32 protein-coding genes are annotated in these 24558 nt (G+C 52.1%); 1 reads left to right on the top strand and 31 read right to left on the bottom strand.

What is annotated here, in order from left to right; genetic code table 11:
* The first annotated feature begins 51 nt into the window (after nucleotides 1-51).
* Entirely contained in the window at nucleotides 52-1143 is a 1092-nt protein-coding gene (locus AX755_RS00665) for an acyltransferase family protein (RefSeq protein WP_062856121.1), read from the top strand.
* A gap of 53 nt (nucleotides 1144-1196) precedes the next feature.
* Here the strand turns inward: AX755_RS00665 and AX755_RS00660 are convergent, their stop codons facing one another.
* The 31 genes from AX755_RS00660 to AX755_RS00515 form a co-directional block, all read right to left on the bottom strand.
* Nucleotides 1197-1670 carry a tail fiber assembly protein gene (locus AX755_RS00660; RefSeq protein ID WP_047063917.1) on the bottom strand — a complete coding sequence of 158 codons (474 nt, stop codon included), beginning with the start codon at nucleotides 1668-1670 and terminating at the stop codon, nucleotides 1197-1199.
* A 1-nt stretch (nucleotide 1671) separates the two neighbouring features.
* The gene (locus AX755_RS00655) at nucleotides 1672-3036 is read right to left on the bottom strand and encodes a gp53-like domain-containing protein (RefSeq protein ID WP_062856120.1); all 1365 of its coding nucleotides are present in this window, start codon (nucleotides 3034-3036) and stop codon (nucleotides 1672-1674) included.
* A 3-nt stretch (nucleotides 3037-3039) separates the two neighbouring features.
* Entirely contained in the window at nucleotides 3040-3696 is a 657-nt protein-coding gene (locus AX755_RS00650) for a DUF2612 domain-containing protein (RefSeq protein WP_045399576.1), read from the bottom strand.
* A complete protein-coding gene (locus tag AX755_RS00645; protein WP_062856119.1) occupies nucleotides 3693-4889 on the bottom strand; it encodes a baseplate J/gp47 family protein in 1197 nt (398 codons plus the stop codon). Before AX755_RS00645 ends, AX755_RS00650 begins: the two co-directional genes overlap by 4 nt.
* A complete protein-coding gene (locus AX755_RS00640) occupies nucleotides 4890-5243 on the bottom strand; it encodes a hypothetical protein (RefSeq protein WP_062856118.1) in 354 nt (117 codons plus the stop codon). It lies immediately after the preceding gene.
* Nucleotides 5243-5998: a Gp138 family membrane-puncturing spike protein gene (locus AX755_RS00635; protein WP_062856117.1), complete on the bottom strand. Its 756-nt coding sequence runs from the start codon at nucleotides 5996-5998 to the stop codon at nucleotides 5243-5245. The genes AX755_RS00640 and AX755_RS00635 overlap by 1 nt, the downstream gene beginning before the upstream one ends.
* A 60-nt stretch (nucleotides 5999-6058) precedes the next feature.
* Nucleotides 6059-6439, bottom strand: a complete 381-nt coding sequence (locus AX755_RS00630) for a hypothetical protein (protein WP_062856116.1) — start codon at nucleotides 6437-6439, stop codon at nucleotides 6059-6061.
* Complete coding sequence (locus AX755_RS00625; RefSeq protein WP_062856115.1) at nucleotides 6430-7230, bottom strand: hypothetical protein; 801 nt, start codon at nucleotides 7228-7230, stop codon at nucleotides 6430-6432. The genes AX755_RS00630 and AX755_RS00625 overlap by 10 nt, the downstream gene beginning before the upstream one ends.
* A 90-nt stretch (nucleotides 7231-7320) precedes the next feature.
* Nucleotides 7321-7656 (bottom strand): hypothetical protein, encoded by a 336-nt coding sequence (locus tag AX755_RS00620; protein WP_062856114.1) that lies wholly within the window; start codon nucleotides 7654-7656, stop codon nucleotides 7321-7323.
* Nucleotides 7653-8684, bottom strand: coding sequence for a hypothetical protein (locus tag AX755_RS00615; protein ID WP_062856113.1), 1032 nt, complete (start codon nucleotides 8682-8684; stop codon nucleotides 7653-7655). Before AX755_RS00615 ends, AX755_RS00620 begins: the two co-directional genes overlap by 4 nt.
* A 2-nt stretch (nucleotides 8685-8686) precedes the next feature.
* A complete protein-coding gene (locus AX755_RS00610; protein WP_062856112.1) occupies nucleotides 8687-8989 on the bottom strand; it encodes a phage baseplate plug family protein in 303 nt (100 codons plus the stop codon).
* 3 nt (nucleotides 8990-8992) lie between these two features.
* Nucleotides 8993-9643, bottom strand: a complete 651-nt coding sequence (locus tag AX755_RS00605) for a phage baseplate protein (RefSeq protein ID WP_062856111.1) — start codon at nucleotides 9641-9643, stop codon at nucleotides 8993-8995.
* The gene (locus AX755_RS00600) at nucleotides 9643-11727 is read right to left on the bottom strand and encodes a transglycosylase SLT domain-containing protein (protein ID WP_062856110.1); all 2085 of its coding nucleotides are present in this window, start codon (nucleotides 11725-11727) and stop codon (nucleotides 9643-9645) included. The genes AX755_RS00605 and AX755_RS00600 overlap by 1 nt, the downstream gene beginning before the upstream one ends.
* Nucleotides 11717-11893 (bottom strand): DUF6889 family protein, encoded by a 177-nt coding sequence (locus AX755_RS25645; protein WP_024131618.1) that lies wholly within the window; start codon nucleotides 11891-11893, stop codon nucleotides 11717-11719. The genes AX755_RS00600 and AX755_RS25645 overlap by 11 nt, the downstream gene beginning before the upstream one ends.
* An 11-nt stretch (nucleotides 11894-11904) precedes the next feature.
* Nucleotides 11905-12357, bottom strand: coding sequence for a phage tail assembly chaperone (locus AX755_RS00595; RefSeq protein ID WP_016247451.1), 453 nt, complete (start codon nucleotides 12355-12357; stop codon nucleotides 11905-11907).
* Between the two features lie 3 nt (nucleotides 12358-12360).
* A complete protein-coding gene (locus AX755_RS00590) occupies nucleotides 12361-12801 on the bottom strand; it encodes a DUF3277 family protein (RefSeq protein WP_000257260.1) in 441 nt (146 codons plus the stop codon).
* An 11-nt stretch (nucleotides 12802-12812) separates the two neighbouring features.
* Nucleotides 12813-13973 carry a DUF3383 family protein gene (locus AX755_RS00585; RefSeq protein WP_062856109.1) on the bottom strand — a complete coding sequence of 387 codons (1161 nt, stop codon included), beginning with the start codon at nucleotides 13971-13973 and terminating at the stop codon, nucleotides 12813-12815.
* A 3-nt stretch (nucleotides 13974-13976) separates the two neighbouring features.
* Nucleotides 13977-14525 carry a phage neck terminator protein gene (locus AX755_RS00580; protein WP_442856003.1) on the bottom strand — a complete coding sequence of 183 codons (549 nt, stop codon included), beginning with the start codon at nucleotides 14523-14525 and terminating at the stop codon, nucleotides 13977-13979.
* A complete protein-coding gene (locus AX755_RS00575; protein WP_062856107.1) occupies nucleotides 14515-14904 on the bottom strand; it encodes a hypothetical protein in 390 nt (129 codons plus the stop codon). Before AX755_RS00575 ends, AX755_RS00580 begins: the two co-directional genes overlap by 11 nt.
* Nucleotides 14891-15439, bottom strand: a complete 549-nt coding sequence (locus AX755_RS00570) for a hypothetical protein (RefSeq protein WP_047063835.1) — start codon at nucleotides 15437-15439, stop codon at nucleotides 14891-14893. Before AX755_RS00570 ends, AX755_RS00575 begins: the two co-directional genes overlap by 14 nt.
* A complete protein-coding gene (locus AX755_RS00565; protein ID WP_047063833.1) occupies nucleotides 15436-15843 on the bottom strand; it encodes a DUF4054 domain-containing protein in 408 nt (135 codons plus the stop codon). The genes AX755_RS00570 and AX755_RS00565 overlap by 4 nt, the downstream gene beginning before the upstream one ends.
* On the bottom strand, nucleotides 15809-16198 hold the full coding sequence (locus AX755_RS00560; RefSeq protein ID WP_001040703.1) for an STY1053 family phage-associated protein: 390 nt from the start codon (nucleotides 16196-16198) through the stop codon (nucleotides 15809-15811). Before AX755_RS00560 ends, AX755_RS00565 begins: the two co-directional genes overlap by 35 nt.
* Before the next feature lie 41 nt (nucleotides 16199-16239).
* Nucleotides 16240-17181: a DUF2184 domain-containing protein gene (locus AX755_RS00555; RefSeq protein WP_062856106.1), complete on the bottom strand. Its 942-nt coding sequence runs from the start codon at nucleotides 17179-17181 to the stop codon at nucleotides 16240-16242.
* An 11-nt stretch (nucleotides 17182-17192) separates the two neighbouring features.
* A complete protein-coding gene (locus AX755_RS00550) occupies nucleotides 17193-17696 on the bottom strand; it encodes a structural cement protein Gp24 (RefSeq protein ID WP_062856105.1) in 504 nt (167 codons plus the stop codon).
* A gap of 4 nt (nucleotides 17697-17700) precedes the next feature.
* The gene (locus AX755_RS00545) at nucleotides 17701-18933 is read right to left on the bottom strand and encodes a DUF2213 domain-containing protein (RefSeq protein ID WP_062856104.1); all 1233 of its coding nucleotides are present in this window, start codon (nucleotides 18931-18933) and stop codon (nucleotides 17701-17703) included.
* A 14-nt stretch (nucleotides 18934-18947) separates the two neighbouring features.
* Nucleotides 18948-19556, bottom strand: coding sequence for a phage head morphogenesis protein (locus AX755_RS00540; RefSeq protein ID WP_001435593.1), 609 nt, complete (start codon nucleotides 19554-19556; stop codon nucleotides 18948-18950).
* 16 nt (nucleotides 19557-19572) lie between these two features.
* Nucleotides 19573-21039, bottom strand: coding sequence for a DUF1073 domain-containing protein (locus tag AX755_RS00535; RefSeq protein WP_062856103.1), 1467 nt, complete (start codon nucleotides 21037-21039; stop codon nucleotides 19573-19575).
* Nucleotides 21039-22661 (bottom strand): hypothetical protein, encoded by a 1623-nt coding sequence (locus tag AX755_RS00530; protein WP_062856102.1) that lies wholly within the window; start codon nucleotides 22659-22661, stop codon nucleotides 21039-21041. Before AX755_RS00530 ends, AX755_RS00535 begins: the two co-directional genes overlap by 1 nt.
* 2 nt (nucleotides 22662-22663) lie before the next feature.
* A complete protein-coding gene (locus AX755_RS00525; protein WP_062856101.1) occupies nucleotides 22664-23137 on the bottom strand; it encodes a DUF2280 domain-containing protein in 474 nt (157 codons plus the stop codon).
* A gap of 31 nt (nucleotides 23138-23168) precedes the next feature.
* Nucleotides 23169-23789: a putative metallopeptidase gene (locus AX755_RS00520; protein ID WP_062856100.1), complete on the bottom strand. Its 621-nt coding sequence runs from the start codon at nucleotides 23787-23789 to the stop codon at nucleotides 23169-23171.
* A 60-nt stretch (nucleotides 23790-23849) separates the two neighbouring features.
* Nucleotides 23850-24368 (bottom strand): Rha family transcriptional regulator, encoded by a 519-nt coding sequence (locus tag AX755_RS00515; RefSeq protein ID WP_062856099.1) that lies wholly within the window; start codon nucleotides 24366-24368, stop codon nucleotides 23850-23852.
* Nucleotides 24369-24558: the final 190 nt, after the last annotated feature.

Below are 24558 nucleotides of genomic sequence, written 5' to 3'. Positions count from 1 at the left end.
TTTACGCTCCACTAATTCAGCCAGAACAAACAAATCAGCAAGAGAAATTATATGAAAGATAGTTTGGCGGGGAATCTAAACAACAGACTCGATTCACTGCATACAATGCGCGGTCTGGCAGCAGTTACAGTAATGCTTTTTCATTTTAGCTGGATTTTAGATTCTGCGTATGATGGGCTAGGTAAGAGTTTAATGAAATATGGTTACCTTGGTGTAGATATATTTTTTATTATTAGCGGATTCGTCATAGCGATGTCTACTAGCAAGGTAAACTATGACATTAATGGTTGCTTTGTATTTGTTAAGCATCGTCTGAAACGTGTGCTGCCTGCATATTATTTTTGGTTATTTATTGCATTCATAACTGGTGGGGCAATGAGTACGTTCCATTATTCAGAAAAAGTAGAAAATTTGATTAGCGCATTCACATTAACACCAGTTACATCTCAGAACGGGCCGCTTTATCTAAACAATGAAAGTATGTACGGAATCAGATGGTCACTGATATACGAAATTTATTTTTACTTACTTGTTTCATTATCTATTTTTATTAAAAACAGAACTTTTGCTTTAGCCTTAATCATTATAGCAATGGTATTTGCCGTTCCTGCAATGATTGGCTTCTCACCAACTTTAAGTGACATTGGTATTGAGTCAGATAACAAATTCATTAATCTGGCAACAAATCCCATAATTATTTTATTTCTTTATGGTGTTATTTTTCAAAAGGCATATAGTCATATAATTATTTTCCCAGCACTCGCCAGAAGAATAATTGGAATTTTATTGTTGATAAGTTCTATAAGCAGTGTCCATTTTTCACAGAGCATTACTCACGGCCCATTATCGGGAGGTTTGTATATGCTATTCCTTTTTGTAGCTTTAACTATAAATGAAGATCTTTTTAAAAACAAAACTCCGAAATTCGCTCTATTCTTAGGTGACATTTCTTACTCTCTTTACCTGATACACACATTAATGAATTCAGGATTAGACAAGCGCCTTACTGAAATAGGATTTCCTAACGGGTGGTTGAAATTTGGTTTGTATTGCTTTATTTCAATCATTCTTGCATATGCTTCATATAATTATATCGAGAAACCTTTTTTTAAAAAGAATGCAAAGCATGCGGTGTCTGGTTAAGTAATAAATGCAGGGGGTTATAGTAATTCCCCCTGCAATCAAAGAATTCTTAATCAGACGGGGATTTCAGGCCAGTCGATGTCCGGTGCCGTTGTTAAATCAAGTCGACGTAATGAAAGGCGATAAGTTTTCCATTTTGCCAGTAATTTTCTTTCATCATCGGTAATTGTTCCATCAGACTCTGCATCCATCAACATATCAATTTCAAGGCTAGCTTTTGCAGTAAGCGTATTACGATTAGCTTCTGCATTTCGTATCAGCAGTTCCTTTGAAGGTTCAGGTGGCGTCACCCATGCAGGAAGACCATCACTACCGACACCTCTGATCATCCCGTTTTCATTCTGGAAGGCAGCAAACTCGTTAAATACATCGTCTGATACCTCTACAGCATCACTAGGCCAGTTCCCCGCTCTGACATATGTAATCAAGTCAGTAATAAGGTAGAAAACATTTTTTGAAGCTGACCATGCATAATTGTTATAACCACTAATGGAATACTGTTTTGTATCTTTATTATAAATCGCCATATTAAACTCCTATTGCCTCGAAATACACGCCCGTATAACTACCCTGAAAATTAGCAGACAGCCCAACACCAAATGTAGTGTTGCTGGTGATTTGCCCATGCGCGGATAGAACATACTCACCCGCAATCCGTCCTGCTGCACTTGGAGTAACGTTAAGACACAAGAAGGAAGAAGGAAACGCTAGCGGTAAGTTTACGCTGACAAAATCATTATCGCTAACAGCAACATATCCCCATTGTCGAATTACACCCGTTTCAAGGTTTTTTTCCCATGAAATGGTATTCAGCGATTTGCTGAATTTATTAGGCGGTGGGTTGTTTGGGCTATAGACACGCTGGCCATTTTCATAAATATTTCGAGATGCCCAGATATCATTTTGTGATACCACATCCTTACCAGCACCTGAGCGAACAAAGCCACCAGCATCGACGTTTCCCGTAACACCAACGCTGCCTCCAACAGTCAAATCAGAACCGACTGAGGCAATGGAGGTCACGCTTAAATTTCGGTGAGCATAGATATCTCTTCCTGCCCATAAATCCTGAGCTGATGAAATATCTTTCCCGGCCCCAGATGTTACGCTGCCCGTAGCGGACATATTGCCGTTAAGAATGCCACCAGTTAAAGGATATGCCCCTACATCACTGGCCGTTGGTTTCCTTTGGTCATGGTAAAGCTCCGTCGTTTCAGGCTGACCTGAATATGATTTGTGAGCAGCAAAAACTCGAATAGCAGCACCATAGGAAACCGCAAACTGCCCCCACTCCTGAGTTGTGGGGCCTGCGGATTCGATGGCAACAACACTATCTGGATAAAGGGTGCCAGGCTGAAAGGGCTCGTAGAAAAAACTACCAACATGCTCTTTGCTGGCCGCGCTCTGGCTATCCCGTGACCCTAACCCATAAGAACCCTTAACCAGGGCATTTTGTAATCCGAGATATTGCACTACCTCGCTGACAGACCCTTTTCCTATAATATTTCTCCCCACTACAGTCAGGTCTGTCAGTGCCGCAATATCCGCGTCCGTAAAATAGGGGACTTTATTAGGGCCAGTTTGCAACCCGGCGAGCGCTGTAAGCGTGGCATCCAGCGGCTGTGAAAGTGCATTAAGGGCTGCAATCAGTTTCGTTTCAAACCCAGACAGACTGCCATCGTCCAGTACATTACTATTGGTTTTGTCACTGATAAACTGAGCGAGTGCAGCTGCAACGAAAGATGCCTGCCGCAGGACTTTGTTAATTTCGTTAGCCTTTGCCACTCCTGAGGTGAATCCGGTTGACAGGGCTGCCAAGACCTCATAGTCAGCCTGTGAAATAACGTTAGCCCCGCCCGCAGTGGAGAAGGGTTTAAACTCGTTTTTTGCCATTTATTAGCTCCAGTATCCGGCGTCATAACCGGCTATAGCGATACTCTGTGTGTCAAAACCGAATAGAGGACGAGCGGGATCAATGACATTGAGGTTTTTAACTCTCACGCCACCGGCTTTGATATTCAGCTCGCCTGCTTTGATAACGGAAATAAGCTCAGCCGATGTGTTTGCTATTCCATTAATGGCGATAGCATTTATCGTGATGCTCATGTCCTGGTTGTCGATGATCTGCATTTCTATTCCGGAACCGGCAAAGATGGTTTCGAGAATGTCCTCAAGATGGCCGATCGTGCCATCCCAGGTGTTAATCGCGATTTGCGCTTTCAGTACCACACGGTACGTATCGTCACTCAGACGGGTGAAACCCGTATCAGGGTCGAATGGCCCTTGCCAGCTACCTTGATCCCATCCAAGCCCTTCAGTGTCCCAGGAGAAATAGACGTCCGCGATAGGTACGCTCACTGTTCTGCCACGCCCCACCCATTCCCCAACGACGTCGAGCTGCACACCCACGGCCCGATCGAGGTCAAACGCAGCTATAAAGCTTTCCTGTGATTTTACGATGTCGGTTAATGGCCGGGTTATCAGGTCAACGTGTTGTTCAAAAAGAGGCTTAGTAGCGTGGTAATTCGTTATTCTTTCCGTGTATTTGCTCATACCGGTGTCACCTTAATGTTGGCAACTTCCCCAGCAGCGGCTTCGTTAAACAGAATGTCCACGTTCGCCGCACTTACCCCGTTGGCCGTCTTACCAATTTTCAGTGAGGTGATATCGTAATAACGGCTGGCCCCTCCACTCATTACCCCGAGGTTGGCAGGTGAATAAATCCGGCTGATGAGTACATTCTCGCCAATACCAAGACTGTTGATGTACTTTGCAATCTCCACCTTCATCTGATCTGCAATCTGCGATGTATAGCCCGGGTAAGTGGTCAGTTCAATATCAACAAATATGTTGACGATTGTTGGCCTGCTGAACCTGATTGTTTTCGGTTCACCGTACTTTCCGGTGATGTCGACGGCGGTAGTACCAAAGGTGAAAGTCCCCTGGTCCTTCTTCTTAGACAGGACAGTGGCTATTTCAGTAGCGTCGCCGCCTTCCACCACTGCACATATCGAGTGTTGTGGCAGACCATTGCTGTCAGTGGTGTCCGTGTCGTTCTCGTAAATACGTACACGTGTTACACCGGAAATATCCAGCAAAGACCCATCCATCCCATCAATGGTCGTCTTGGAAGGTAATGCTGTGCTTCTTGACTGCCTGACACGTAGCTGCGGATCGTTTTCCCCGGGTTGCCCGAGCGTGGCCGCTGCCGGGTTGGTGGCCGTTCGCCAGCCGCGGGTAGGGGTTGCAATGTTCCTGATGGTGCCAGCCAGCGCAGCAACGGCTCCGGGTGTCGTACACGTAGCGGTTACGGTCACGGTCTCCGATGGCGGAATATTGATGTTTGTTGGTAGAGCCCATAGTTTCCCATTTTCATCTCGCACCATGCCTGCAGTGATGAGCGTTCCGGGCTCACCTTCCAGAACAAGATCTGAAGTTGAGTTGGTGGCTCCCTTCCTGACAATACCGTTGATTTTTACGTTGCTTGAAAGTGCGCGACCGATACCTGTTGACGGAGAAAAGGAGTTATAGACCGCTATAGCTGTATTGTTGGCATCGTGAATAGCCAGAGCATATATAGCCACCATCTGGCCGTCTTTGCTGTCTGGCTCCAGATAAGCATCACTGCCGTAAATCTGCTGGAAATAGCTCGTCAGAGTATCGAGTATCGTCTGGTAATCAGGCGCACTGATCCCCTCAGCTGTTACCGTTGCCGATAAGCCGAGTGTGTCCAAATTGAGGGCCATTTATGCCTCGCTGGTTACTGTCGTTGTTCCGTAGATGGTGTCGATTTCAGCGAAGAACTGGACGCGGCGCGTCGTAGTGTTCACTGTCGTATTGAAAGAGAGGATGGATTTAACGCCCCGCGTTTCGAGGATGCGCTTACGGATCGCCAGGTTATAGGTTTCCGGCTTCTGCTTACCGAGTACCGACTGAATCCACGGTGCCCCCTCGGTGGTGTCGAGAAACCATTGCCCATACCACAATTCGAATCGCGTTTTTACAGCCTGCGCCACGGCCTCAGGTGAGTTAATCAGCCAGGTATCATCGCCGCTGCCAAAGGTGTAATCACCGTCGGCGTCTTCACGTCTGTATCGCATCAGTTAGGCGCTCCTGTGTTACCGCCGCCGGTCTGTACTCCGCCGTGCGTATGCGTCATCAGGCTCTTACCACCGGCTTTTACATCGTTAGTCACCGTGACAGGGCCGAGCATCGTCGCGGCACCGCCGCTTTCGCCCATACCCTGAGAGAGGTTCCCGTTTATAGTCACGTTGCCGTTTAGCGTAATGGTGGGTGATGTAATCGTGGTTCCTCCTTCTGCTGTCGCCGTCAACGCGCCGGGGGTTTTAACCGTGATGTTATGGCCTGCGGCCACTTCCACAAACGCAGCGCCATCATCAGTACGCAGTTGCGCGGCGCTGGTGCTGATTCCGCTGATTTTCTGCGCCTGTGACTGCGGCCCGACGATACAGAACGCATCCGATAAGTCATGCACCCGGTCGTCGACAGGCTCCTGCACCCCGCCGTTCTGCCACCAGAAATCGATGCAGCGATCGGCGAAAATCACCAGGCATTCATCACCGGCTTTAACCGGGAACGTTAGCGTGCATCCTCCGCCGCGCGGAAATATCACCGGCACATCCACCAGCAGCGGTAATGTCGTCGACTGGTTGACGCCGTTTGAATCAGGCTCGTAGCCTTTGATAGCGGGTTGGACAACTGCCGTTACAGTGTCTGGATCAAATGACTGAACAATTCCAGGCATAGAAACGCGTAACGCTGACATGATGGAACCTGCGAGGCTTGCATCAGCCTGCTCTTTGCTACCCAGTTGGGAGGAAAGTGAAACTGGCATATTTTCTCCAGACATAAAAAAACCCGCTCGGAGGCGGGTTTGATACGGTTAATTTTCTTTCTATGGAAGTAATGCAAACACCGCTTTAGCATTCGCTATCGCGGTAGCCTTATCAGTGTTGTTGATGGTCATGTTCAGCTTATAATCGGCTTTTGTTCTGAGTTGCTTTGACAGGCTAAGTAATCCTGCAATTTCAAGCTGCACGTCATGACTAATTCCGTTATTTAAGTCACTGCACGCCCCATTGTTCAGGCCGTTAATCAAACGGGCGTGTACACCGCCATTAACTTTAGGAAGCGGCAAATTCAAAGCAACCACTTTTTTATTAACATGCAAATAGCCTGAATAGTAGGCCCTGCTAACAGCATTTCGATTAAGCATTTCATCAGAAACTGGTAGGTCGGAAGCTACAGCAAGAAAATCCCTTGGCGTTACTGGCATTGCAGCATGTCCTCTTTATTATGAGCGACATAAACCCCACCAACACTCCAGTCGGTTAACCCAGAACGTACGCGAGCTGAAATAAGCTCAACATTCATGGCTGCGCATGTTTCTGCATCAGCCTTATTTACATACATTTCAAAAATAAGTTCTGGCTCTTCGCCGTCCTCAGTAACATCAAGAAGGCGAACGGCAGAGTCCAGCTTTTGCACCAAATCCAGTTTTTCATACATCAAAGCTGAGATGTTTTTGATCACATCTTCTTTGTTGTACCGACGGGCTATATTGGCATACTCCAGGCTCCGCAACATATCAGGCTCCTGATCTTGTTCCCTGAATTTCTCGTACATTTCTGTGCGTAAAAGGAACTCGCGCATTTCGAGAAAGTATGAAAAATCCGCAACTGAAGACGAATAGTAATATGCGTCACTGGCAAGAATTGGACTATTGGTCGCATCAAATCCGCGCTTAGCCACATTTAAAGCCTCAACTGCACCGCAACGCCAGAACAGTCCTAAAGTGTAGTGCCGCCATGCTACAGTATCTGTAGGTAGATATTTCAACGTTTCTTCCGCATGAGATTTACCACGTTCGATATCTCCCAGGGTGAAGTAGAAAACGGATAATGCAGAGCATTTTAGCCCCGGGTCCTGTATCTCTTCGATCTGCTTCGCAGTGCGCTCTTTTACGAAAACGGTAATATCCTGTTCAAAACACAAGTAAGGTCGCAGAGTCATAACCACTCTGTTAACTGTTTGAATATCCTTAGATTCTTGTGTTTTTGGTTGCATAGTCGACGCCAGTTTCCATATTTTGACCGGACAATAGTAACACCTATGCAGTTTAACACCAATTGTAGGGCTGCCTAAACAACGTCGAACTCACTTCACCTTCCGGCAGTCATAAGTCCAGAATTCTCGCGGCTCGTCCATGTTCTTACGCACAACTTCGACGTTCAGGATCGGCTTGCCATTTCTGGCTACAAAATCCATACCTAACCAGCGTCCATTCCCCGGTACCATCCATTGGATGTTCACATTGTCATAATCACCCTTTTGTTTAAGAAAAGTGATTTTCTGGGTTTCCGGTTTCAGGCCATTAACCCTTGCGAGTCCATCTTGCGCTTTCCAGTTGATCGTGAATGGGCCGCATCCAGTATCAGCAAAAGAGGCGGAAGACATACCGACGAGCAAAAACGCCAATAATAGTTTTTTCATGTGTATTGCGCCGCATCAATCCCTTTCGAGTTAAGCAATTCTTTGCCACCTTTAGCCAGGCAAAGCAGGTCCATATACCACGCCTGCCCGCGAGTATCGCCAGTATAGTCGATGCTGCCCACAATGTAATCACCATCAGTATTAACGCTGGCAGGTTGCGACATACCAGGAAGACCATTAACGTAGAGATTGCCGTCGCTTTCCGATTCTCCCAATGGTGCCGGGGATTGGGCTATCTGGTCATTGCTCAGAGACGCACGATAAACAGATGCCTGATCCAGGCGGATAAGACTACCCATCTTTATATTCGGGTTAATCAGGCATCGAACGTTTACGCCAGCCCCCATTGTTTGTTGCGGCATGCCGATTAACCCCGTATTGGCATTCAGTACCGTAGCAACGCCAATGTAGTTATTCTCAGGCACGATGTTGACCTGATTGTTCTCATACCACCAGTTGGCCTTACACTGGCCGGCAATGTGATTCATCAGCCTTGCTGTGTTCTGGTACACAACTCGCCCTCGAGGGAAAACTGTCTCGGGCATATCCGGAACTGCGCCGGATTCAATGCCATAAGGACCGAAAGATTTCATGCCCAGACTGAACAGGTCGCTGTACTTCCACCCTGCCGCCACCGTGGTTTTCACACTGGCGTTCAGATGACCTTCCCAACTGTCGATACACTGCAGCATGATCCAGCTGTCAGTAGCATTGTCTTTTCCCGTGATAGTGAAACGAATATCACCGTTAAATATCATGCCAATATTTTCGTCCGGATAATTACCCGTTGCATCAGGCAGCCCCTTATAACCGGCAATAACCTGTATGCGCGAGAATTCCTTCTGCGTAATCCGGTTCTGAGTAGTAGGGGACAGATTATAAACTTTAAAATTACCAACGAACCCATTAAATATGGTTGCTGGCATTTTCTGAATATTGAAAGTAACTTTAAGCTCGGAAATTTTTATTCCATCGCCCTTATCGTCAACAAGCAATAATTCAAAGTGACGCATCCAGTTTTTTGACATTGCTACTCCGTAAAGACGTAAAGATGTGAGAACGTCCCGAGATCAAATTGCGTTGGGTTTTCCTGTCCCGCTACGTCGCAGAGCACCACCAGCGAGAACCCAAGATTCATATACCGATACTGCGCCAGCAGGTCAGCCCCCGTAATCATCGGCATACCGGAGATGATGGTAGCCCCGTTACCATCGGCAAGATCCAGAACCCAGTACACGCCGCGCCAGGTGATAGACAGATGGTAAAGTGCACCATTAATGGTAGTGGCAAACGTCTGATTGTCGGCCACCAGCGGGATTTCTACAGCATTCATCAATCACCCTCCAAGAAATAAATCACTCAGATATCCATCCACGCTGGTAATACCTTTTTGCGCCATCTGTGGCAGTGATTTTAGAATGGAATTATTCGGTGGAACCGTTGTTTTGGTTCCCGTATTCTGCACAGCAGACGTACCTACCCCCTCGGTCATATTGTTTTTCGAGGCCACATTAACCGTCTGCGTAGAGGTAATGATCACTTCCCGCAGAGTGAGGGTCGCCAAAAGGACATTCTCGCTGTTCTTATCAGTCGTAACCTCCAGCGTCTTTATCAACATGTTGTTGTAAATACGCTTGCCGGTTGTCACGTCGAAAGGAATTCGATCTCGCTGCAGATTAAGCAGCTCCTGATACACCTCTTTCGGGCTCAGCCCAAGCGAAAGACCAATAGCTGAGGTATCGGCGAAATCAAGCAACGAACCGCCGCCGGAAAAGCCGGTTTCCATGACAACTTCAGATGGTCGTCTGAAAGCGTGCTCTGATATATAGCCTGCCCCCTCACCACTGGCTCCAGCATTGGTAGGCTGCTCGACAGGATGCTCCGTGATCTCCAGAGCATCGCTATGTTTTTCAGTGATAACCACATCAGGGATGATAATCCCTATCGAGCGGGTTCGCTGTTGCAGCAAAACAGATAAAAAGTCCATTATGCAGGTCCTTTCAATTGCTGTACCGCCCTGGCGTTAACGGCTCCTTGCTTGTCGGCAACCAGATTGGCTGCTTCCTGAGGGCTGTTTACGCCATGGACGTTTATTACTGTCTGCTGGTTGAGGCTTGCCTTCCCGGGCATGTTGCTCATTACTTTGGGGATATAGTTACGCGTTTCCTGAGGCATAAGGGCCATCCCGTGCTTCTGCACGTTCCCGATCCCCCAGTTGTATGAGGCCAGCGCCTTGCTCAGGTCACCGCCGTTCGCCTGCAGCAGCTGTGAAAGATACTTGGCGGCTGCCTTCGCGGCCTTCTCCGGGTCGAAAACATCATTCCCGCGCAGCCCCATATCGCGCGCCGTGCCGTCCATGAACTGAAACAGACCTTTAGCGCCAGCGCCAGAAACGGCGAATTGATTACCGCCCGATTCCGTGATGGCCACACTGCGCAGCAAACCTTCCGGAAGCCGGTAGAGCTGCTCCAGGCTGGAAAGCATCGGCTGCATCCAGCCCAGTAACTGAGATCCCGCCTTTGTTGGCTGTGGTCGTTTAACTGACTGGCCGTACTGTTCTGGCTCTGCGCCGGGGATATCAGACTGGATATTATCCCCGTACACAACGCCATTACTCTGCGCCTGACGGATAACTTTACCAGGCCCGCCATGTAACCAGTCCATCCACGCTGGCCACTCACGAACTTCGCTGACATCTTTATGACCGATGTCGGTTTTAATGCCGACAGCAGCCAGAGTGTCGCCAATAATTCGCTTCGTGTAATTCAATGATGACTGGGCACTGTCCTTGATATTCTCTTTATCAGAGGCAAGATAACCGGCGTAAAGCGCCCACAATTTAAGCCAGGGAGGGATCGGCAGGCCTGATATTTTTCCGAAAGCACCCAAAACTTTGGATACCCACACTCCAGCGATGAATGTACCGAGGATTTCGAATGATTTTTGCCATCCCCCCACGCTGTCTTTCAGTTCGAGTAATTTGTCGCGGAACCAGGTAATCGCATTCTTCGCTTTGTCTATCGCTGGCTGCCATTTTTCCCAGTCAATAAGACTGTTACCACCTTCTTTCCATGTTTTGTAGTCTTCCCACAAAAGACCTAGCGCCACGATCAGGCCAGTAATCAGCCCTATAGGTGACATCCAGAAAGTAGAGTTAAGTATCCGCATGGCGACAACCAGACCACCGATAACCTCTATCAGGGTTTTCGTTTCTTTATCCAGTTTTCCCCACCAGTCGATAATATCCCCTACACCTTCAACAATTCGAAACGCCACGCGCCCGACGATATCCCCCAGCCAGAGAATCCCCTTCACAATCTTTGTGATAGTGGTTTCAATTTTGGGGAAATTTTCGAGTATGCGTTTGCGAAGATTATCGATCGAACCAGCCATTCCTTCAGCAAGGTTAGAGCCGATTTTGTCTCGGGCCATTCCGGCCATTTCGCCGAATGCTTTTAGTGAGGTCATAAACCGATTTGACGACACGGCGGCCTGCTCCGCATTGAAGCCAATCGCCTTTGTCATTTCAGAATACTGAGCGCTGAACTGACCGATCCCGCGCCGCATTGCCATCAGCGTATTTTCATCGATGCCGAGCATTTGGGCATACTGATTCGCCCGATAGTACGGCATGTTGCTGAGCTTCTGGCCGACGCCCGTGAAAATGGCGGCCATGTCGCGCATGTTACCGCTGGCATCACGGGTCTGTACGCCCAGGCGGTTCAGGAATCCTTCTGCACCGGGGTTGGTTCGCACAAATCGGGCCAGGCTTTCCAGTGAGCCTTTTGCCGCTTCAGCATTTCCGCCGACCTGCGAAACCGCATAGCCAATAGACTGAATCCCCTGAACCGTCGCGCCGGTGCGCTGTGACGCCCAGTAGAGATTATCCAGCCCCGAGGCGATCTTAGCCGTGAAGGCCACCACGGTAAGCGCGGCACCTTCGACGGCCAGCCCCATTTTGATAGCGTTTGCGGTCGTACCGGCGAGAACTGAGTCGAATTTTGATGCACCCGCTTCGTCGATATCAAAACCGAGCGAGACGAGGAAATCTTTAATAGTCTCAGCGTTCATTATCCTCTCTCCATTTCTCAATACGGCGCTGGTTGTCTGCCTTAACGGCCAGGTGGTCATTCATCAGCGCGATATCGCACAGATCAACCGATCCATCCTTCAGCGCGTAATAAGGGATTAACCCGGCGTCAACCGGGTCAAGGAGATAAGAAAGCCCGTCAGGCAGGCTGTTAAGGGTTAACCCTGAGGCTGGCCCGGCGTCGCGCTGGTAGGGCTCACGGGCAAAAAATTTCCCAGCGAATCGGCGACCACCCGCGCCACCAGCTGCAGCATGGTCAGCAGGTCGATATCATCGAACATCAGCTGACCGCTGTTGAATACCGGCGTCCATCCGTCCATGTGCTTGCGTGATACCACGGCCAGGCACGGATGAATAATCGCGTTGGTGTCTTCTTCAGTCAGGGAAGACAGTTCCTCAGCGATGCGTGGGAGCAGGGTTTCAAACACCGGTTTCAGCTGATCGAATTTCACGGTGTCGATTTTGCCATCAGCAGGCAGAAGGGAGCGAATGCTCCCGAAATCTGACATCATGCCCGCCAGCACCGGCAGCAGTTTGCGGGTCACTTTCAGCTGATCAAAAACGCTGAGTTTTGCCACGCGGTAATCGTGGCCTTTGATTGAGCATTCCATCTGTTAAAACTCTCCGAGAACCTGGTCGATTTTGCCGCAGTCAAACACCCAGGGCATCGTATTACCGGCTTTAGCATTGGCGTTATCCGGCTGTTTCTGGAACGCCACGCTGCGCGCCGTGATGATGTCTCCGCTCACCTTGTTTCGGATCACAATGACGTTGTTTCCCCAGGTTCCTGAGGACTGACTCTGCGCGTTGTACGCCAGCGACAGCTTTTTGTTTGTCGGTGAGGTCTTCAGCAGGTTGACGGTTACCGTGCCGCTTTTATCCGCGTGCAGGCTGTGCATCACTTCGCCGTCAGCGCCGATGGTCATGGTATTTTTGGGGCCGCCCATTGCAACGGTGATCCCCTCCTCTGAACTGGCGGAACCGTAGCCCAGATCAATCTCGCCGGTCGGGCCGGAGAGGGACGCCGTGACGTCCATAAAAGAATAAGTAGCCATTCATGTTCTCCTTAGCGAACGACGTTGATCTGCACATCAGCGAAATGAACCGCACCCGCCAGCTTACAGGCCACCTGAATAACAGGTGCCTTACGTGCTTCACGGTCAGCCTGCGCCTGCTCGGAAATCGGCTGCGCGTAGACGTAATAGCCTTTTGTCAGCGTGTCGCCGGAATCCAGCTGCCCAATCGGGCCACCGTTCCATACGCCAGCAGCCACCAGCCCGTTCGTGACGGACTGATCCATCGACTGCTCAACATTGGAAAGCAGACGCGTAACGCCAGCATCGGTCTGTGGGACTTTGGTTGTGCTGGTGTAGAGCAGGTTGTACAAGTTGGTCTGAACGTAGTTCTGCAGCCAGTCGAGCCCGTGGCGTTCGTCGAAGAAATCACCGCTGGACATGACGCCCTGCTGCAGGATGGCCGTATCGTTCTGGTAGTACACAAATACGTTGCAGTTTTTGGCATCCAGCGCCGCCGCCTGATTGGTGGTCAGGGTTTCATAGGTGATCCCCGGCTCCTGCTTGAATTTCAGGGTAATGGTGGTGTTGCTGCCGTTGAAATTCACCGTGAACGCGCGACCGAAAGCTGAAACCGCTGCATAAGAGCTGCTGGTGGAATATTGAATAAAGGTACGGGCATACTTGCCAGCCTTTAATTTCGACGCAACATCGGTCGTCGAAGTCGTGCTGATAATATCGGCGTCGGCAGAAGTTACCCCGAAAATGCGGCTCAAACTGGACGCTTCGATGAGTTTAGCAACCTCAATCACGTCGTCAGCATCAAGCACATCAGCGCCATCAGCAACATCATCAGCGACAATCAGCCCATACCAGTTGGTATATTGCAGGCAGGCATTAACAGCTTGCACAATGGTTTCCACGCTTCCACCCTCGGAAGAGGTCAGAGTCTTCGCCCAGCGGCCAACATAAACCTGCGTCGGCTTCGGCGACTGGCTGAAGAAAACCTGCGCCGCTTCATATTCCGGGCTGTCGACTCCGAAGTCCTCGCCAATGTCCTCAACGGACGCATAAAGGCGAACGCGCTCCTGCACCGGAATGACAGTGGAAGAACCGAGAATCAGCAGCGCGCCGAAGTTACGACCAGTAGCCGCTTTCGGCGAGATGATCACATCAACGTTTACAACGTTGGATACAGGTAAGCCCTGCGTCATAGTTTATTCTCCAAAAAAGGTGACTGGCGCTTCCACCAGCGATTTGATGCCGTACTCGCGCACAACCTTCCGGCGCAGGCGCACCGTCATGTCGTAGCGGCGAACCCATTGCTGGTTGATAAGCTCGGGGAAAGGGGTCAGACCGGTATAGTCGCCCAGGGATAAACCGAGCGCGTTCAGCTCAGCATTATTTTGCGGGACAGATATGCCATCGCGAAAACGGGACGCATAAGACATACCCGCCGGGCCATAGAACGACGCCATGCACTCGAACGTTTCATGCCGCCAGAGCTGAGCGCCCTCGTCGGTCTGCCTGGTGAATGCAGGACTGTTATCAATGGGCCATCCGGTAACGCCGAACGCGCACCAGTTCGTTTCAACTGGTGGAAGTGGCGGCTGGTCTTTCTGCCAGCGCGGGCGAACCACCCCAGCAGGCAAGCCGGAAACGTTGCGCACCCACTGGCTTAATAGCCTGTCGAGCGCTTCGTCATAATCCGGATCGCCGCTGGTGGGTGTCAGCCATCCGCGCTCTGTGCTGGTGTTATTGCTCAACGGGATTACCCCCATCAAACGGCAACAGTTCACAATGTGCCTGGACGAAGCCAGCACCGTAAGCGGTATACGGGTCGACGAACGTCACACGATAATCACGGTTCTGATACGTCACGATATCGGCATCACGGCCAGTATGCCCCTGCGTGAGTCGCTCAGTCGTCACGATAAGAATCGCCCCGCTGATAACCTGCCCGGCCTGCATGCGGCGGTTTTCAAGAGAGCGGTCAACGGTAACAACCCCTGCAAACTGCGTTTTAACTTCGCTGTCGCTGCCGATCCCGTCCTCGTCCACCGTTTGTGCGCGACGCGTTACCCACAGGTTGAAGTCGCAAAAATCGGGGTCAAAAAGCACATCTGTTACATCAAGAGTCGGCATCTTTATCCCTCACAACGTGGGTAATGGCTCTGCGGTACTGCCCGGTGTCGATTAGTGGTTTTACCAGATCGGTTCCGGGCGGCTCGCCAGCAGCGCGGCGGGCAAGCTCCGCTTTAGCCCCTTTACGCCCGCGACGCGCGCGTGCTTCAACGGTGCTATCAGCAAGCGGCGTAAAGCCGGTAATGGTCATATAACGCCTGACACCATTAGCGGCCAGCATGCCAGCCTGGTTGAGGGCTCTTTCCGCGCCATCTGTATTACCATCAAGCGCAGCCTGCGCCGCTGCTTTGAGCTGCGGCACAGTCTGTTCCTCTACCGATTTAACGCCGGGGATCAGGTGCGGGCGTGGGGGGATGTTTTGCGCCGGTGAGCCGTATTCATTGACATAACCGATCCCGGCATTACCAAACGGAACATCTTCACGATCGCTGTCTTCCGAAGGAATGCCGACCAGTACATCCTTTTTGGTTAAAGACTTGAGTGCTTCGAGAATGGACTGAGCATTATCAACCCGCGTGGTTACGCCGCTTTTCATAGCTGGCGGCCGCCAGCGCCGAACATCGTGATCAGCTGATAGAATTCAGCGCCATATCGGGTGTTATTCCAGAAGCCCGCGTCAGGATTCAGCGTCATGCTGGTGTCATAGCTGACGCTTACCTTGTCAACGGATTTGGAGGACTGCACACCATTGGTTGAACCACCCGGACCGCCAACCAGCATCGCCCGGCTATCTGCCGCCCAGAGCGTCATGTAGTGAGCCACGAACAACTCGGCAAAGTACGGAAACAACTCTTTTCCGGTGACGTTTTCGCTCAGCAGCACATCGGCCAGATTCAGACGAAACTGGATTTGCGCTTCGGGATATTTGGCAGGGTCAGCAAACTGCGGGAAGTCGCGGCGAAAATCACTTACTGTTGGCAGGCTTTGATTCTTTGGCATCTTTCGCCCCATTACCGCCAGTCTGGGCGGCAGCAATCTGCGCTTGCAGGCTGTCGTTCTGCTCTTGCAGCTTGAGCAGCGCTTCTCGCAGATCGGCAATCAACTGATCTTTATCGATAATCTGCTTATCTTTGTCGGCAATCTGAGCTTGCAGGCTGTCGATAATGGGTTGCAGATCATCGGTGTCGCTAATCACGCTTTCGGAAAGCTCGGAGTGCGCCTGGGTGAACCAGTGCGACGCGACCTCTTCCGGTACGTTATGCCGTCCCCGGCCAAACTCCCTTTTTGACTGATCGCCGAGCGTCAGCGTAAACGGGGTGTGAACATGGATGGTAACCAGCTTTTCTTTCGCCATTTTCAGTTCCCTTCTGGCCCCTTTCGGGGCCGTTCTGGTTATCAGATACCGTCCACGTAGGACAGGGTTTCTTTGTACACTGGCTCAACCGCACCGAGCTTGCCGTAGTAGGTCGCAATCTGATACAGACCGCGATACTGGACAGGAACGCTCTGCAACGGCACCAGCGGATAGCGCACGTATTTCTTGTCGTTGGTGTAGGCGATCATACGGTCTTTACCGCCAACCCCACGCCCTTTCAGCCATTTGACCGCTTTGATTTCAAGCGGAACGCCGTTCTGGTGGAAAGCGATAGTGTTCACAGCCAGATAGGTCAGCAGTGACTGGTTACCCGCTTCGGAAACCTTACGGCTCGCCAGCAGTGAATACTGCTCTGGCGGAATGCGCAGATCAGAAGGCACGATGGAATAACCGGATGCTGCCCAGGCATTAGACAGAATGCTGTTCACGCTATCGAGGATCTCGTCGTTGGTTGAGTTCGCCCAGGTCTTCGGCGCGTTGTTCAGCGTCACACCGACGAGGTTTGCCAGACCTTTCAGGCCGAGTGCGTCATCACCGATGTAAACCTGCTCGTCGTTGTCCATCTGCCATTTGAGCTGCATCCCGTCGTACTTCTGGGTATCAATCGGGCGGCCTACCTGCTGAGCAGCTGCCAGCTCTACAACGGTCCAGCCCAGTTCCATACCCCAGAGGTTCAGTGGATTGCCGTCTTTGCTGATATCCACGTTCACGCCAGCAATAGCGGTGGAGTCTTTGCCTACCCAGTTTTTACCGTTCGGATTTGCGCCAGTACCCGCAGCGCCAAAACTGGTGTTAGTCCAGCTGGAAATGTCATCTGCGATAGAAACGTCTTCACGCAGCTGAATATCGCGGGTCCAGGTGTAACCCACCAGCGGCAGGTTCAACGTCTGGTCGAGTCGCTCCAGCTCCCCGATGAGAAAGGCACCAGAGCCATCAACGGTTGCCTGATCAAAAGTAATCATTCGTCTGTTCCTTAAATCTTCCAGGAGATTTCTACATTGCCGTTAGCGTCACCGGCCCCTGTGAATTCGGCGTTGGTCAGCGCCACGTTTTTGCCACTGACAGACGTGGACATGAAACCGCCCAGCGGCACGTCAATGGTTGAGTCGAGCGAAACAACCACATAGACAGGTGCGCCTTTTTTGATGGTGCTGGCATCGAAGCCAGATCCGAGGTTAACGGTCATGTAGCCACGCTTCATGGCGTCGCCCGGGAAATTCTTATCCGTCCCCACCTGGCGAATCATGTCTGGCTGCGATGTGGTCGGATACGGACGAACGTAGATCCCCTTCACCTTGTCGGCGGTGTCACCGTCCGCCAGCGGCACGAAAAAGCCGTCAGCGTCGTATTTGCCAGCCAGACCATAGGCAGCGAAGGCGTTAGCGGATTTAAGGATCACCGGTTCGACGGTTAAGTCCTGCGGGCGAGAGATAGCCCCGGCAATGCCAACAGGCATCCGGTACAGATATGCAGTCATTGGATTATCCTTTGCGGTTAGACCAGAAGTCGGCGTTTTGTTTGTTCAGGGAAGCGATGCTGGTCATGCCCATATTTGGACGGTGTGCATCGCCCGTGGTGCTGCGGGTGTTTCGCCCTTTTGCAATCTCAGACACGGCGTTAAACGCCATATCTACCGATTGCTTGGGCAATTTGCGGATATCCGCATCACCGACAACCTGGCGAACCAGTGTTTTGTCAGCGGCAGCCAGCACATCACGTTTGAACGCGGTCGGTTTCACCTTACGGCTCAGATCGATACCCGGGACGATAACCTCGGCACGCCAGGCAGAGTCACCGGTAATCGTGGTTTCCACTTCGTCGCCCTCGCCGTCGCAGGTCGGATCTTTTTTGTCTTTTTCATCAGGCTTATTGTCGTTATCGCAAGTCGCATTTCCTTCCAGCTTAGCCAGCAGGGCTTTGAGCAAGGTTTTGATATCGTCCTCGCCGTCGCCGGTTGGCTCTCCGCCCATTTCCGGCTTTTTGTCCGGCAATGGTTGCTGCGGTGAAAGGTTAATGTTGAGGTTAACGCCGCTCGGCAGATCCCCTTCGTCACCCGTTACCGCCGCTGGCGCAGAGTCCAGCAGTTCGTTCATGGTGTCAGCGTCACCCGTTTTGATGGCCGTGCGCATGCGGGTCCACCAGCTTTTCTTTTGATTTGCCATTGTGTCTCTGTCTCCAATTGCACAACGATTTCCGGCTCTGCCTTTAGGGACAAGAGCCACATGGTTTCCGGTAATATCGACCTGCTCGGCTTTACCTGGCTCGGTCTGCTCGTACTCCGCGTCATAGCCGCACGACACTTCACGCAGGCCATCTTCGATAAGCTGAATGGCGTTTTCGTCTTTGACGATAAGGTCAGCCAGCATCAAATCAGACTGCTCACCCGTCCCGCGCCGGACATTCTGGAGGTGCCCGACAGCAAGCTCTTTCCAGTTCTCGGGATTTACCAGCCGCACATTCCCGTTTTCATCTTCAGGATGCAGGATCGTGATGCTCATCCCTTCGAATGAGGCGAGCGTGGCCGGATGGAATACCTGCTCAGGAGAGCGCGTTACGACTATCTCGCCGAGCTTGTCGGGTTTGAGGTTTGGCAGATCGGCAGCGCCGTAGAGCTGTTTACCCGTTCGACCTATCGGCACGTCTTTACACAACAGAGAGCCGTCAGCCAGCTGATAGCGGGTTTCCCCCAGCCGGGTATTGAAAAAATATTTCATGGTTTACCTGCGATTCAGGCGAGATAAGAATGAGGGTTGGGGAAGACGATCTCTTTGTAACAGCGGCAGTTCGGGAGCTCGCCAGCATGACCGGTCATGCCGTCAAGCGTTGGAGGTCGGCCCCATTCGACAAACTTGCCCTCCATCTCACGATGAGAGTGCCGGACGTCGCCATCTTCGGCTGTACGCCAGATATAACCATTCGAACCAATTGACAGCGCACGCGCCTGATCGAGCGCGCCGGTTGCACGTCCAAGCTCGGTACGGGCGATAAGGTTCGCTCGTGAGCGTGACACGTCACCGGACGCTGCTATCTCTTTCGCGAATGGCTCAGCGCGGCCACCAGTCACAACGGCCTCGATGGCTTTGTTCTGAATGTCATACACCCGATCGGCGGCCTCAAGAGGTAGCGATTTGATGTACTTAATCTGCTCGGCAACGATGGATTTCATCACCTGGCCTACCGGGGCGCGGTCAACCATGTTGCGCAGCTCTGCGCTGATGTTCCGGCTGTGCTGACGCCACTGCTTTTCATTCTGGCGCGCAATGTCTGCGGTGAAGTTCTCAGCAACCTTCGTCGCCCAAGGGGTGATGATTTCGCTGTAGCGCTCCAGCGCATCCATTATCTCGGTGACGCTATCATTTGAACCATCGTAGCGCCCATTTACGATATCCCCGACCGCCCGCGCTATCTGCCGTAGGCTCGTTCGATATCGGATCTCCGCCTGGCGACTCTGGCGGTTTGTTGCCAAGTTCGCCGATGCCTGGCGGCGCTTCGTCTTCGGCATTCTCGATATCCTCGTCGGTAATGGATGCCCCGATGCCAGTGACGTCAGAGTTTTCGCGCAGGTCGGTCATCGCCGCCTTACGCGTCATTAATCCGTCGCTCAGCGCGGTGCTGATCGCGTTTGTGGTGTTTACGGCCACCGTTGAGCGGTCAACGTCAGACATTTGCCATAGCGGGTTAAACTCAAACGTGAAATCGTCCGGCAGCGGCTTACCGAGTTCCGAGCGGTGCATAATGTCCAGTATCCGGCGCATCGGCAGCCGTAAGCGGCGCTCCTGCAATGAGCTCACCCGGTCGTAATAGTTGGCGAGGTCTGCGTCACCAGTAGAGAAGCCTTTCGGGGACTGCCCGAACAGGCGCACCAGCGGGATACCAACGGCACCGCTGATCTGCTCAGCGAACTGCGAAAGAATGTCATCCAGACCGCTGAAGCTGTACTGATGGGTTTCGAACTTATCTCGCGAGTCCATGAGCGTCATGCCTTCATTACTCTGGAACTGGCGGATCAGGTCGAAGTTCTTCAGCAGCGCTTCGAACGCGGGGCCACCAAGCGCGATAAGCTCGCGCAGCTTCTCCACACTGTAGGTACGCAGATGCGCTTTGTAGACCAGTTGCGCCGCGCCGACAGTGGCGCTGTCGAACGCAGTAAGCCGATCCCAGATACGCTCTACAACCGACATTCCCCATTCGTTTTCGGTCATCTTCTGCTGGAATGGCAGCGTGACGCCATCAAAGCGGATCAGGCGGCTGTGATGGATGCGCCAGGCCGGAATGCCCGTTGCGGTGGTCACCACGTCGTAAAACTCAGGCTTGCCGAGGTCCGGCCCCATCTCTTTAATGCGGCGTGTCAGCACCGGGTTAATCATCCAGCGGTCGAGCGGGAGAATGCCCTTAAACTTGCCCTCGCCAATGGTTTCGAGCCGCAGCGGGGTCATTGGTGCCTGCCCCTCAATCATGATGAAGCCAACCGCGCCGCCGTAGAGACGCGACCATTTCAGCACGTCGTTCAGCGCATCCCAGATCTGCAACTCATCCAGCTGCGCTTCGAGGGTGCCACGGTCTTTGGCGTCAATCTCCGAGGTGATGCGAATGCCTTTGCGGGTCATATCGTCCGGGATAGCGTCGACCGCTTCGCCGATAACCCACGAACCGCGATAGGACCATTCCACCAGCATGCGGTTGCGGCTGGTGAAGTTCGCCCGGTAGGTCGATGCTGAGTGCTGGTTAGGCGTCTGCATCCCCACGCGGGCGACAAAGTTCTCGTAGCCATCAGCGGTGGCCTGCGCCGTTCGCTGAGAGGCTTGCTTGTTTCGTGCCATCAGGCCTGTCTCCCTAGCAGCTCCCAGATGTTCAGGGCTGAATTCATTGGCGCGTAGCTGATCATCACCGAGTCGGCGAGGTTCGGCGACTTGGTGCCGTCAGGCTGTTTATCAACAACGATTTTCCCCACACCGTTAATGGAGTAGGTCGGCTGCGACAGCTCGATGATGAGTTTGTCTTTGTTCGCCATAGTGCCGCTGATTGAGATGATTTCGTCCGGGTTGTAAGCCATCTTTTCAACCACAGCGCGATAGGTGTTCTGGAAAAGTTTGCGCAGACGCCACCAGCTCTGAGCCTTGGCGTTAGCGAAGAAGTCCTTGTTAAGGCGGGCGGCCTGTCCGTTGTCGCCGCGCACCGCTTCGTCGTCCGGATCAAACACCGCGCCGCTACCGCGAAACGGTGTGGCGAGTATTGACGGTCGGCGCGCAGCGTTACGCAGTTCGTTGATAGCGCGCGCATCTCCGCGAACGCCAGCACCCAGACCGTCCTCGTCGAAGCGAAACTCTTCGAGGTTGTCCTGTTCACAAAAGCCGAAGACCTTCTCAACAGACTGGTAAATGTCGCTGCCCACGCCGGACCATTCCCGCACGTTCTCCAGGAGGAAGCCGTGACGGGTCGAAAAGGCGTTTTTGTCCCGGCCTTCGTCGGCGACGTCCATCGCGCCCAGCCGTTTGCCCGTTGGCTGAATGCCCAGCTTGATATGCGCGTCGACGGCAGCCTGTACCCAGTCGGACGGGATCAGGACACCTTCCGCTGATGCGCTGTAGTTCAGGTCAAGTTCCTGCGCCACCACCACCGGATTGTCGATTTTCTCGCATTCCCTGCGATACCACTCTTCATCCTTGCGCGGGTCGTTTCGCCAGTGGAATGTGAATACCGGTATCTTCCCGCCGTGACGCTTCTGCGCGAACGGGTTCGCCATGCCGTTAACCGAGCTCAGGTCGATACGGCAGCGGGTGGTTTGCGACAGCGCCGCGTCAATCAGCAGAGGACGCTGGAGGAATGCAGCCTCATCCACCAGGTAGAGGGTGGTACGGTCACCACGACCGATATTGTCGCCAGCCTCGCCTTTGATGACCGCGCCAGTATCGGGAAACTCAACGCGCATGTACGGCGCGTGCTTCTTCTCGTCCCACGAACCGCGAAACTCGACGGGCAGCGTTTCCACGAACTTGCGCGCCTTCCAGAACAGCGCCTTCGGGTCTCCGGTGCTGTCGACGTATTCCTCTTTACGGGAGCCGAAGCCGATGACCATTTCTTTGTTGAAGAGGCAGAGCGAACAGGCCAGCCCGATCGCCGTCCAGCTGAGCCCCATTTCGCGGCTCTTTTCGGTGATGCCGTTCTCCAGCCGTTCGCGCCGCTCAATGATCCAGTGAATCCACTCTTCCTGTTTCGGAAACAGCAGAAAAGGGATGGTGACCGGCAGGCCATAATCGATGTTACGCGGGTCAGTAGTCATCCCCCAGTCGATGATGAACTGTGCCGGGTTGGTGCGGTAAAACTGCTTTAGCGCTGGCAGCATTTCAGGGTTCTGGCGAATGCGCTGTAAGCGCTCCATCCGCCATTCAAAAACCATCTGGTAATCAGGGTTTCTGAAATCGAATTCAAACGGGAGAGGCATGATCACCCCATCATCTTGCGGTAAATCTCTGCGGCCTGATCTGCGGTGAGGCTGGTCGTCTCGGTCTTGATCGGGCCGCCATCCTTGCCAGTGCTTTCAACCTTCAGCTTATTGGTGTAAGCGTCTCCAACCTCTTTCGCGGCCTGTTCAATCAGCTGCGCCGTCAGGGAGAAGTTTTTCATCCCCTCGGTTTTGGTTGCCATGCGGTCAAGCACGCGGAGCCGATAGGATTTGTTCGCTATCGGAATGTCACTGGTTTCGGTCAGGAATCGTTCGCGTGTCGCGTGGAACATCTCGATCCACTTCTTGGCTAAACCTTTGCTACTAGCCTTGGTTGGGTCGTGTGCTTCGGCTTGCTGGCGAGAAATAGTTAACCCAAACTCTTTCTTGACGGATTCGACAACTTGAGAAGGAGTATCAAAGCACGCAAGCGATTGAATGATGAAGGCTTTTACTTCCGGTTTTAAAGCAGCCATATTTCACCATCCGTCCATACCAGTCTAGAATTCACGCCAGCTTTAACATGCACGTCCCGCACGCTCTGGCAATATCGAGATGAGCAACCTCCGCTGGCTGATTCGCCGCATCAATCATTTCCTGCACGTCCCGGCTCGCACCGTAACGGCGAACCACGCCCACAAACTCTTCCACGTCATGGCCGCGCAGCTTCAGCTTTGGCTGCCCTTCCTGCGTGAACTTCGGCGCGCCAAATTCATCTGTCGCGTGGCAGATGTGATAAAGCTCGTGCTCTATCAGCGCGCAGAACTCCAGATCGGAACATTGCGAACAGTAATCGGCGGCGAGCGTGATGATGAACTGCGGCACCCTGCCGAACCATTCATACATCTGCTGCTCCATCCGCGCTTTCTGCCAGCCTCCAGCCCGCATTGCCACTTCTTCCGCCTGCCCCAGCACGGAACGCCCTTTCTTCTCGAAAGCGTTCGACGCCCAGAGAAAGCACAGATCCGCTTCAAGCAAATGCCGGTGATCAGGGTTGTAGAGGTCACCCTCATCGCTCAGGATGTGCTGATTCAGCCACTCGCCAACGTCATTAGCGGGCATAATGCTGATGTACGGCTTCGGGTCAGGTGGCATCGTAAAATGCGCTGGTGGGTGTGGTCTGTTCATGAATAATTCCAGTGCTCCATTATCGAAGCCCCTCAATGAAGGGCTTCTGTAATGCCGCGATCAGCCAATAAGTAATTCCGGCTGCGTTACCTGCATGATGTGCTCATGTTCGAGCTCCAGGACGCGCTTCTCTTTCTTCCGCTCGTTCATCAAACGGCTTCCGATCGTGCCTTTCAGCTTTGAGCGCGTTTCTTTGATGGCGTAGCGATGCTGCAATTCTTCACCCATCGCCATGCGCCGGTTTAGCTGCTCGGCCATCCAGTTGAAGGCATTGATGTAACACTCCTTCACTGCGGCAGCTGTTTTGCCAGTGAATCCCATCACTAGCATCATGCATCCGTCGCGGGTGATGTTATACATAGGTTGAACATCACCATTTTTATCAATGAAATCAATGGGCGCAAAATTGCGCTGGGTGAAGTCTTCGGAGCATTTCAGGTTACGTATGGCGCGCAAAACGTCTTTGTGTCGCTTACCAAAGTAGTCCGCTACCTTGAGTGATGTGGTGATTATCTTGTTATCGAAAGTCGTGACCATTTCACGAAAATCGAAAGCCGGAATAACTGACGGATTATTCATAGCGTGTACCTTTCTTTGAGATGAACCTTTGCCGCATAGGAAATCAGCCCGTCGAGGCTCGCCAGCACTAACTGACTTCCTCAAAGGCTCATTTCAAAGGGTATGGTTCGACGTGGTTTGAATGCGCTGCGGTGCGCGGTTTACTGCGGGCATAAAAAAGCCCGACCGAAGTCAGGCTCTGTTATTTGGG

Source organism: Enterobacter sp. SENG-6 (assembly GCF_001605945.1).
Classification (GTDB): Bacteria; Pseudomonadota; Gammaproteobacteria; order Enterobacterales; family Enterobacteriaceae; genus Enterobacter; species Enterobacter cloacae.
The sequence above is the reverse complement of the archived record's forward strand: the minus strand, read 5'-3'. Positions and strand labels throughout refer to the sequence as shown.

Coding starts and splice junctions, on each gene's coding strand:
- AX755_RS00665 (WP_062856121.1), top strand. CDS start 52: ATGAAAGATAGTTTGGCGGGGAATCTAAACAACAGACTCGATTCACTG.
- AX755_RS00660 (WP_047063917.1), bottom strand. CDS start 1,670: ATGGCGATTTATAATAAAGATACAAAACAGTATTCCATTAGTGGTTAT.
- AX755_RS00655 (WP_062856120.1), bottom strand. CDS start 3,036: ATGGCAAAAAACGAGTTTAAACCCTTCTCCACTGCGGGCGGGGCTAAC.
- AX755_RS00650 (WP_045399576.1), bottom strand. CDS start 3,696: ATGAGCAAATACACGGAAAGAATAACGAATTACCACGCTACTAAGCCT.
- AX755_RS00645 (WP_062856119.1), bottom strand. CDS start 4,889: ATGGCCCTCAATTTGGACACACTCGGCTTATCGGCAACGGTAACAGCT.
- AX755_RS00640 (WP_062856118.1), bottom strand. CDS start 5,243: ATGCGATACAGACGTGAAGACGCCGACGGTGATTACACCTTTGGCAGC.
- AX755_RS00635 (WP_062856117.1), bottom strand. CDS start 5,998: ATGCCAGTTTCACTTTCCTCCCAACTGGGTAGCAAAGAGCAGGCTGAT.
- AX755_RS00630 (WP_062856116.1), bottom strand. CDS start 6,439: ATGCCAGTAACGCCAAGGGATTTTCTTGCTGTAGCTTCCGACCTACCA.
- AX755_RS00625 (WP_062856115.1), bottom strand. CDS start 7,230: ATGCAACCAAAAACACAAGAATCTAAGGATATTCAAACAGTTAACAGA.
- AX755_RS00620 (WP_062856114.1), bottom strand. CDS start 7,656: ATGAAAAAACTATTATTGGCGTTTTTGCTCGTCGGTATGTCTTCCGCC.
- AX755_RS00615 (WP_062856113.1), bottom strand. CDS start 8,684: ATGTCAAAAAACTGGATGCGTCACTTTGAATTATTGCTTGTTGACGAT.
- AX755_RS00610 (WP_062856112.1), bottom strand. CDS start 8,989: ATGAATGCTGTAGAAATCCCGCTGGTGGCCGACAATCAGACGTTTGCC.
- AX755_RS00605 (WP_062856111.1), bottom strand. CDS start 9,643: ATGGACTTTTTATCTGTTTTGCTGCAACAGCGAACCCGCTCGATAGGG.
- AX755_RS00600 (WP_062856110.1), bottom strand. CDS start 11,727: ATGAACGCTGAGACTATTAAAGATTTCCTCGTCTCGCTCGGTTTTGAT.
- AX755_RS00595 (WP_016247451.1), bottom strand. CDS start 12,357: ATGGAATGCTCAATCAAAGGCCACGATTACCGCGTGGCAAAACTCAGC.
- AX755_RS00590 (WP_000257260.1), bottom strand. CDS start 12,801: ATGGCTACTTATTCTTTTATGGACGTCACGGCGTCCCTCTCCGGCCCG.
- AX755_RS00585 (WP_062856109.1), bottom strand. CDS start 13,973: ATGACGCAGGGCTTACCTGTATCCAACGTTGTAAACGTTGATGTGATC.
- AX755_RS00575 (WP_062856107.1), bottom strand. CDS start 14,904: ATGCCGACTCTTGATGTAACAGATGTGCTTTTTGACCCCGATTTTTGC.
- AX755_RS00570 (WP_047063835.1), bottom strand. CDS start 15,439: ATGAAAAGCGGCGTAACCACGCGGGTTGATAATGCTCAGTCCATTCTC.
- AX755_RS00565 (WP_047063833.1), bottom strand. CDS start 15,843: ATGCCAAAGAATCAAAGCCTGCCAACAGTAAGTGATTTTCGCCGCGAC.
- AX755_RS00560 (WP_001040703.1), bottom strand. CDS start 16,198: ATGGCGAAAGAAAAGCTGGTTACCATCCATGTTCACACCCCGTTTACG.
- AX755_RS00555 (WP_062856106.1), bottom strand. CDS start 17,181: ATGATTACTTTTGATCAGGCAACCGTTGATGGCTCTGGTGCCTTTCTC.
- AX755_RS00550 (WP_062856105.1), bottom strand. CDS start 17,696: ATGACTGCATATCTGTACCGGATGCCTGTTGGCATTGCCGGGGCTATC.
- AX755_RS00545 (WP_062856104.1), bottom strand. CDS start 18,933: ATGAAATATTTTTTCAATACCCGGCTGGGGGAAACCCGCTATCAGCTG.
- AX755_RS00540 (WP_001435593.1), bottom strand. CDS start 19,556: ATGGATGCGCTGGAGCGCTACAGCGAAATCATCACCCCTTGGGCGACG.
- AX755_RS00535 (WP_062856103.1), bottom strand. CDS start 21,039: ATGGCACGAAACAAGCAAGCCTCTCAGCGAACGGCGCAGGCCACCGCT.
- AX755_RS00530 (WP_062856102.1), bottom strand. CDS start 22,661: ATGCCTCTCCCGTTTGAATTCGATTTCAGAAACCCTGATTACCAGATG.
- AX755_RS00525 (WP_062856101.1), bottom strand. CDS start 23,137: ATGGCTGCTTTAAAACCGGAAGTAAAAGCCTTCATCATTCAATCGCTT.
- AX755_RS00520 (WP_062856100.1), bottom strand. CDS start 23,789: ATGAACAGACCACACCCACCAGCGCATTTTACGATGCCACCTGACCCG.
- AX755_RS00515 (WP_062856099.1), bottom strand. CDS start 24,368: ATGAATAATCCGTCAGTTATTCCGGCTTTCGATTTTCGTGAAATGGTC.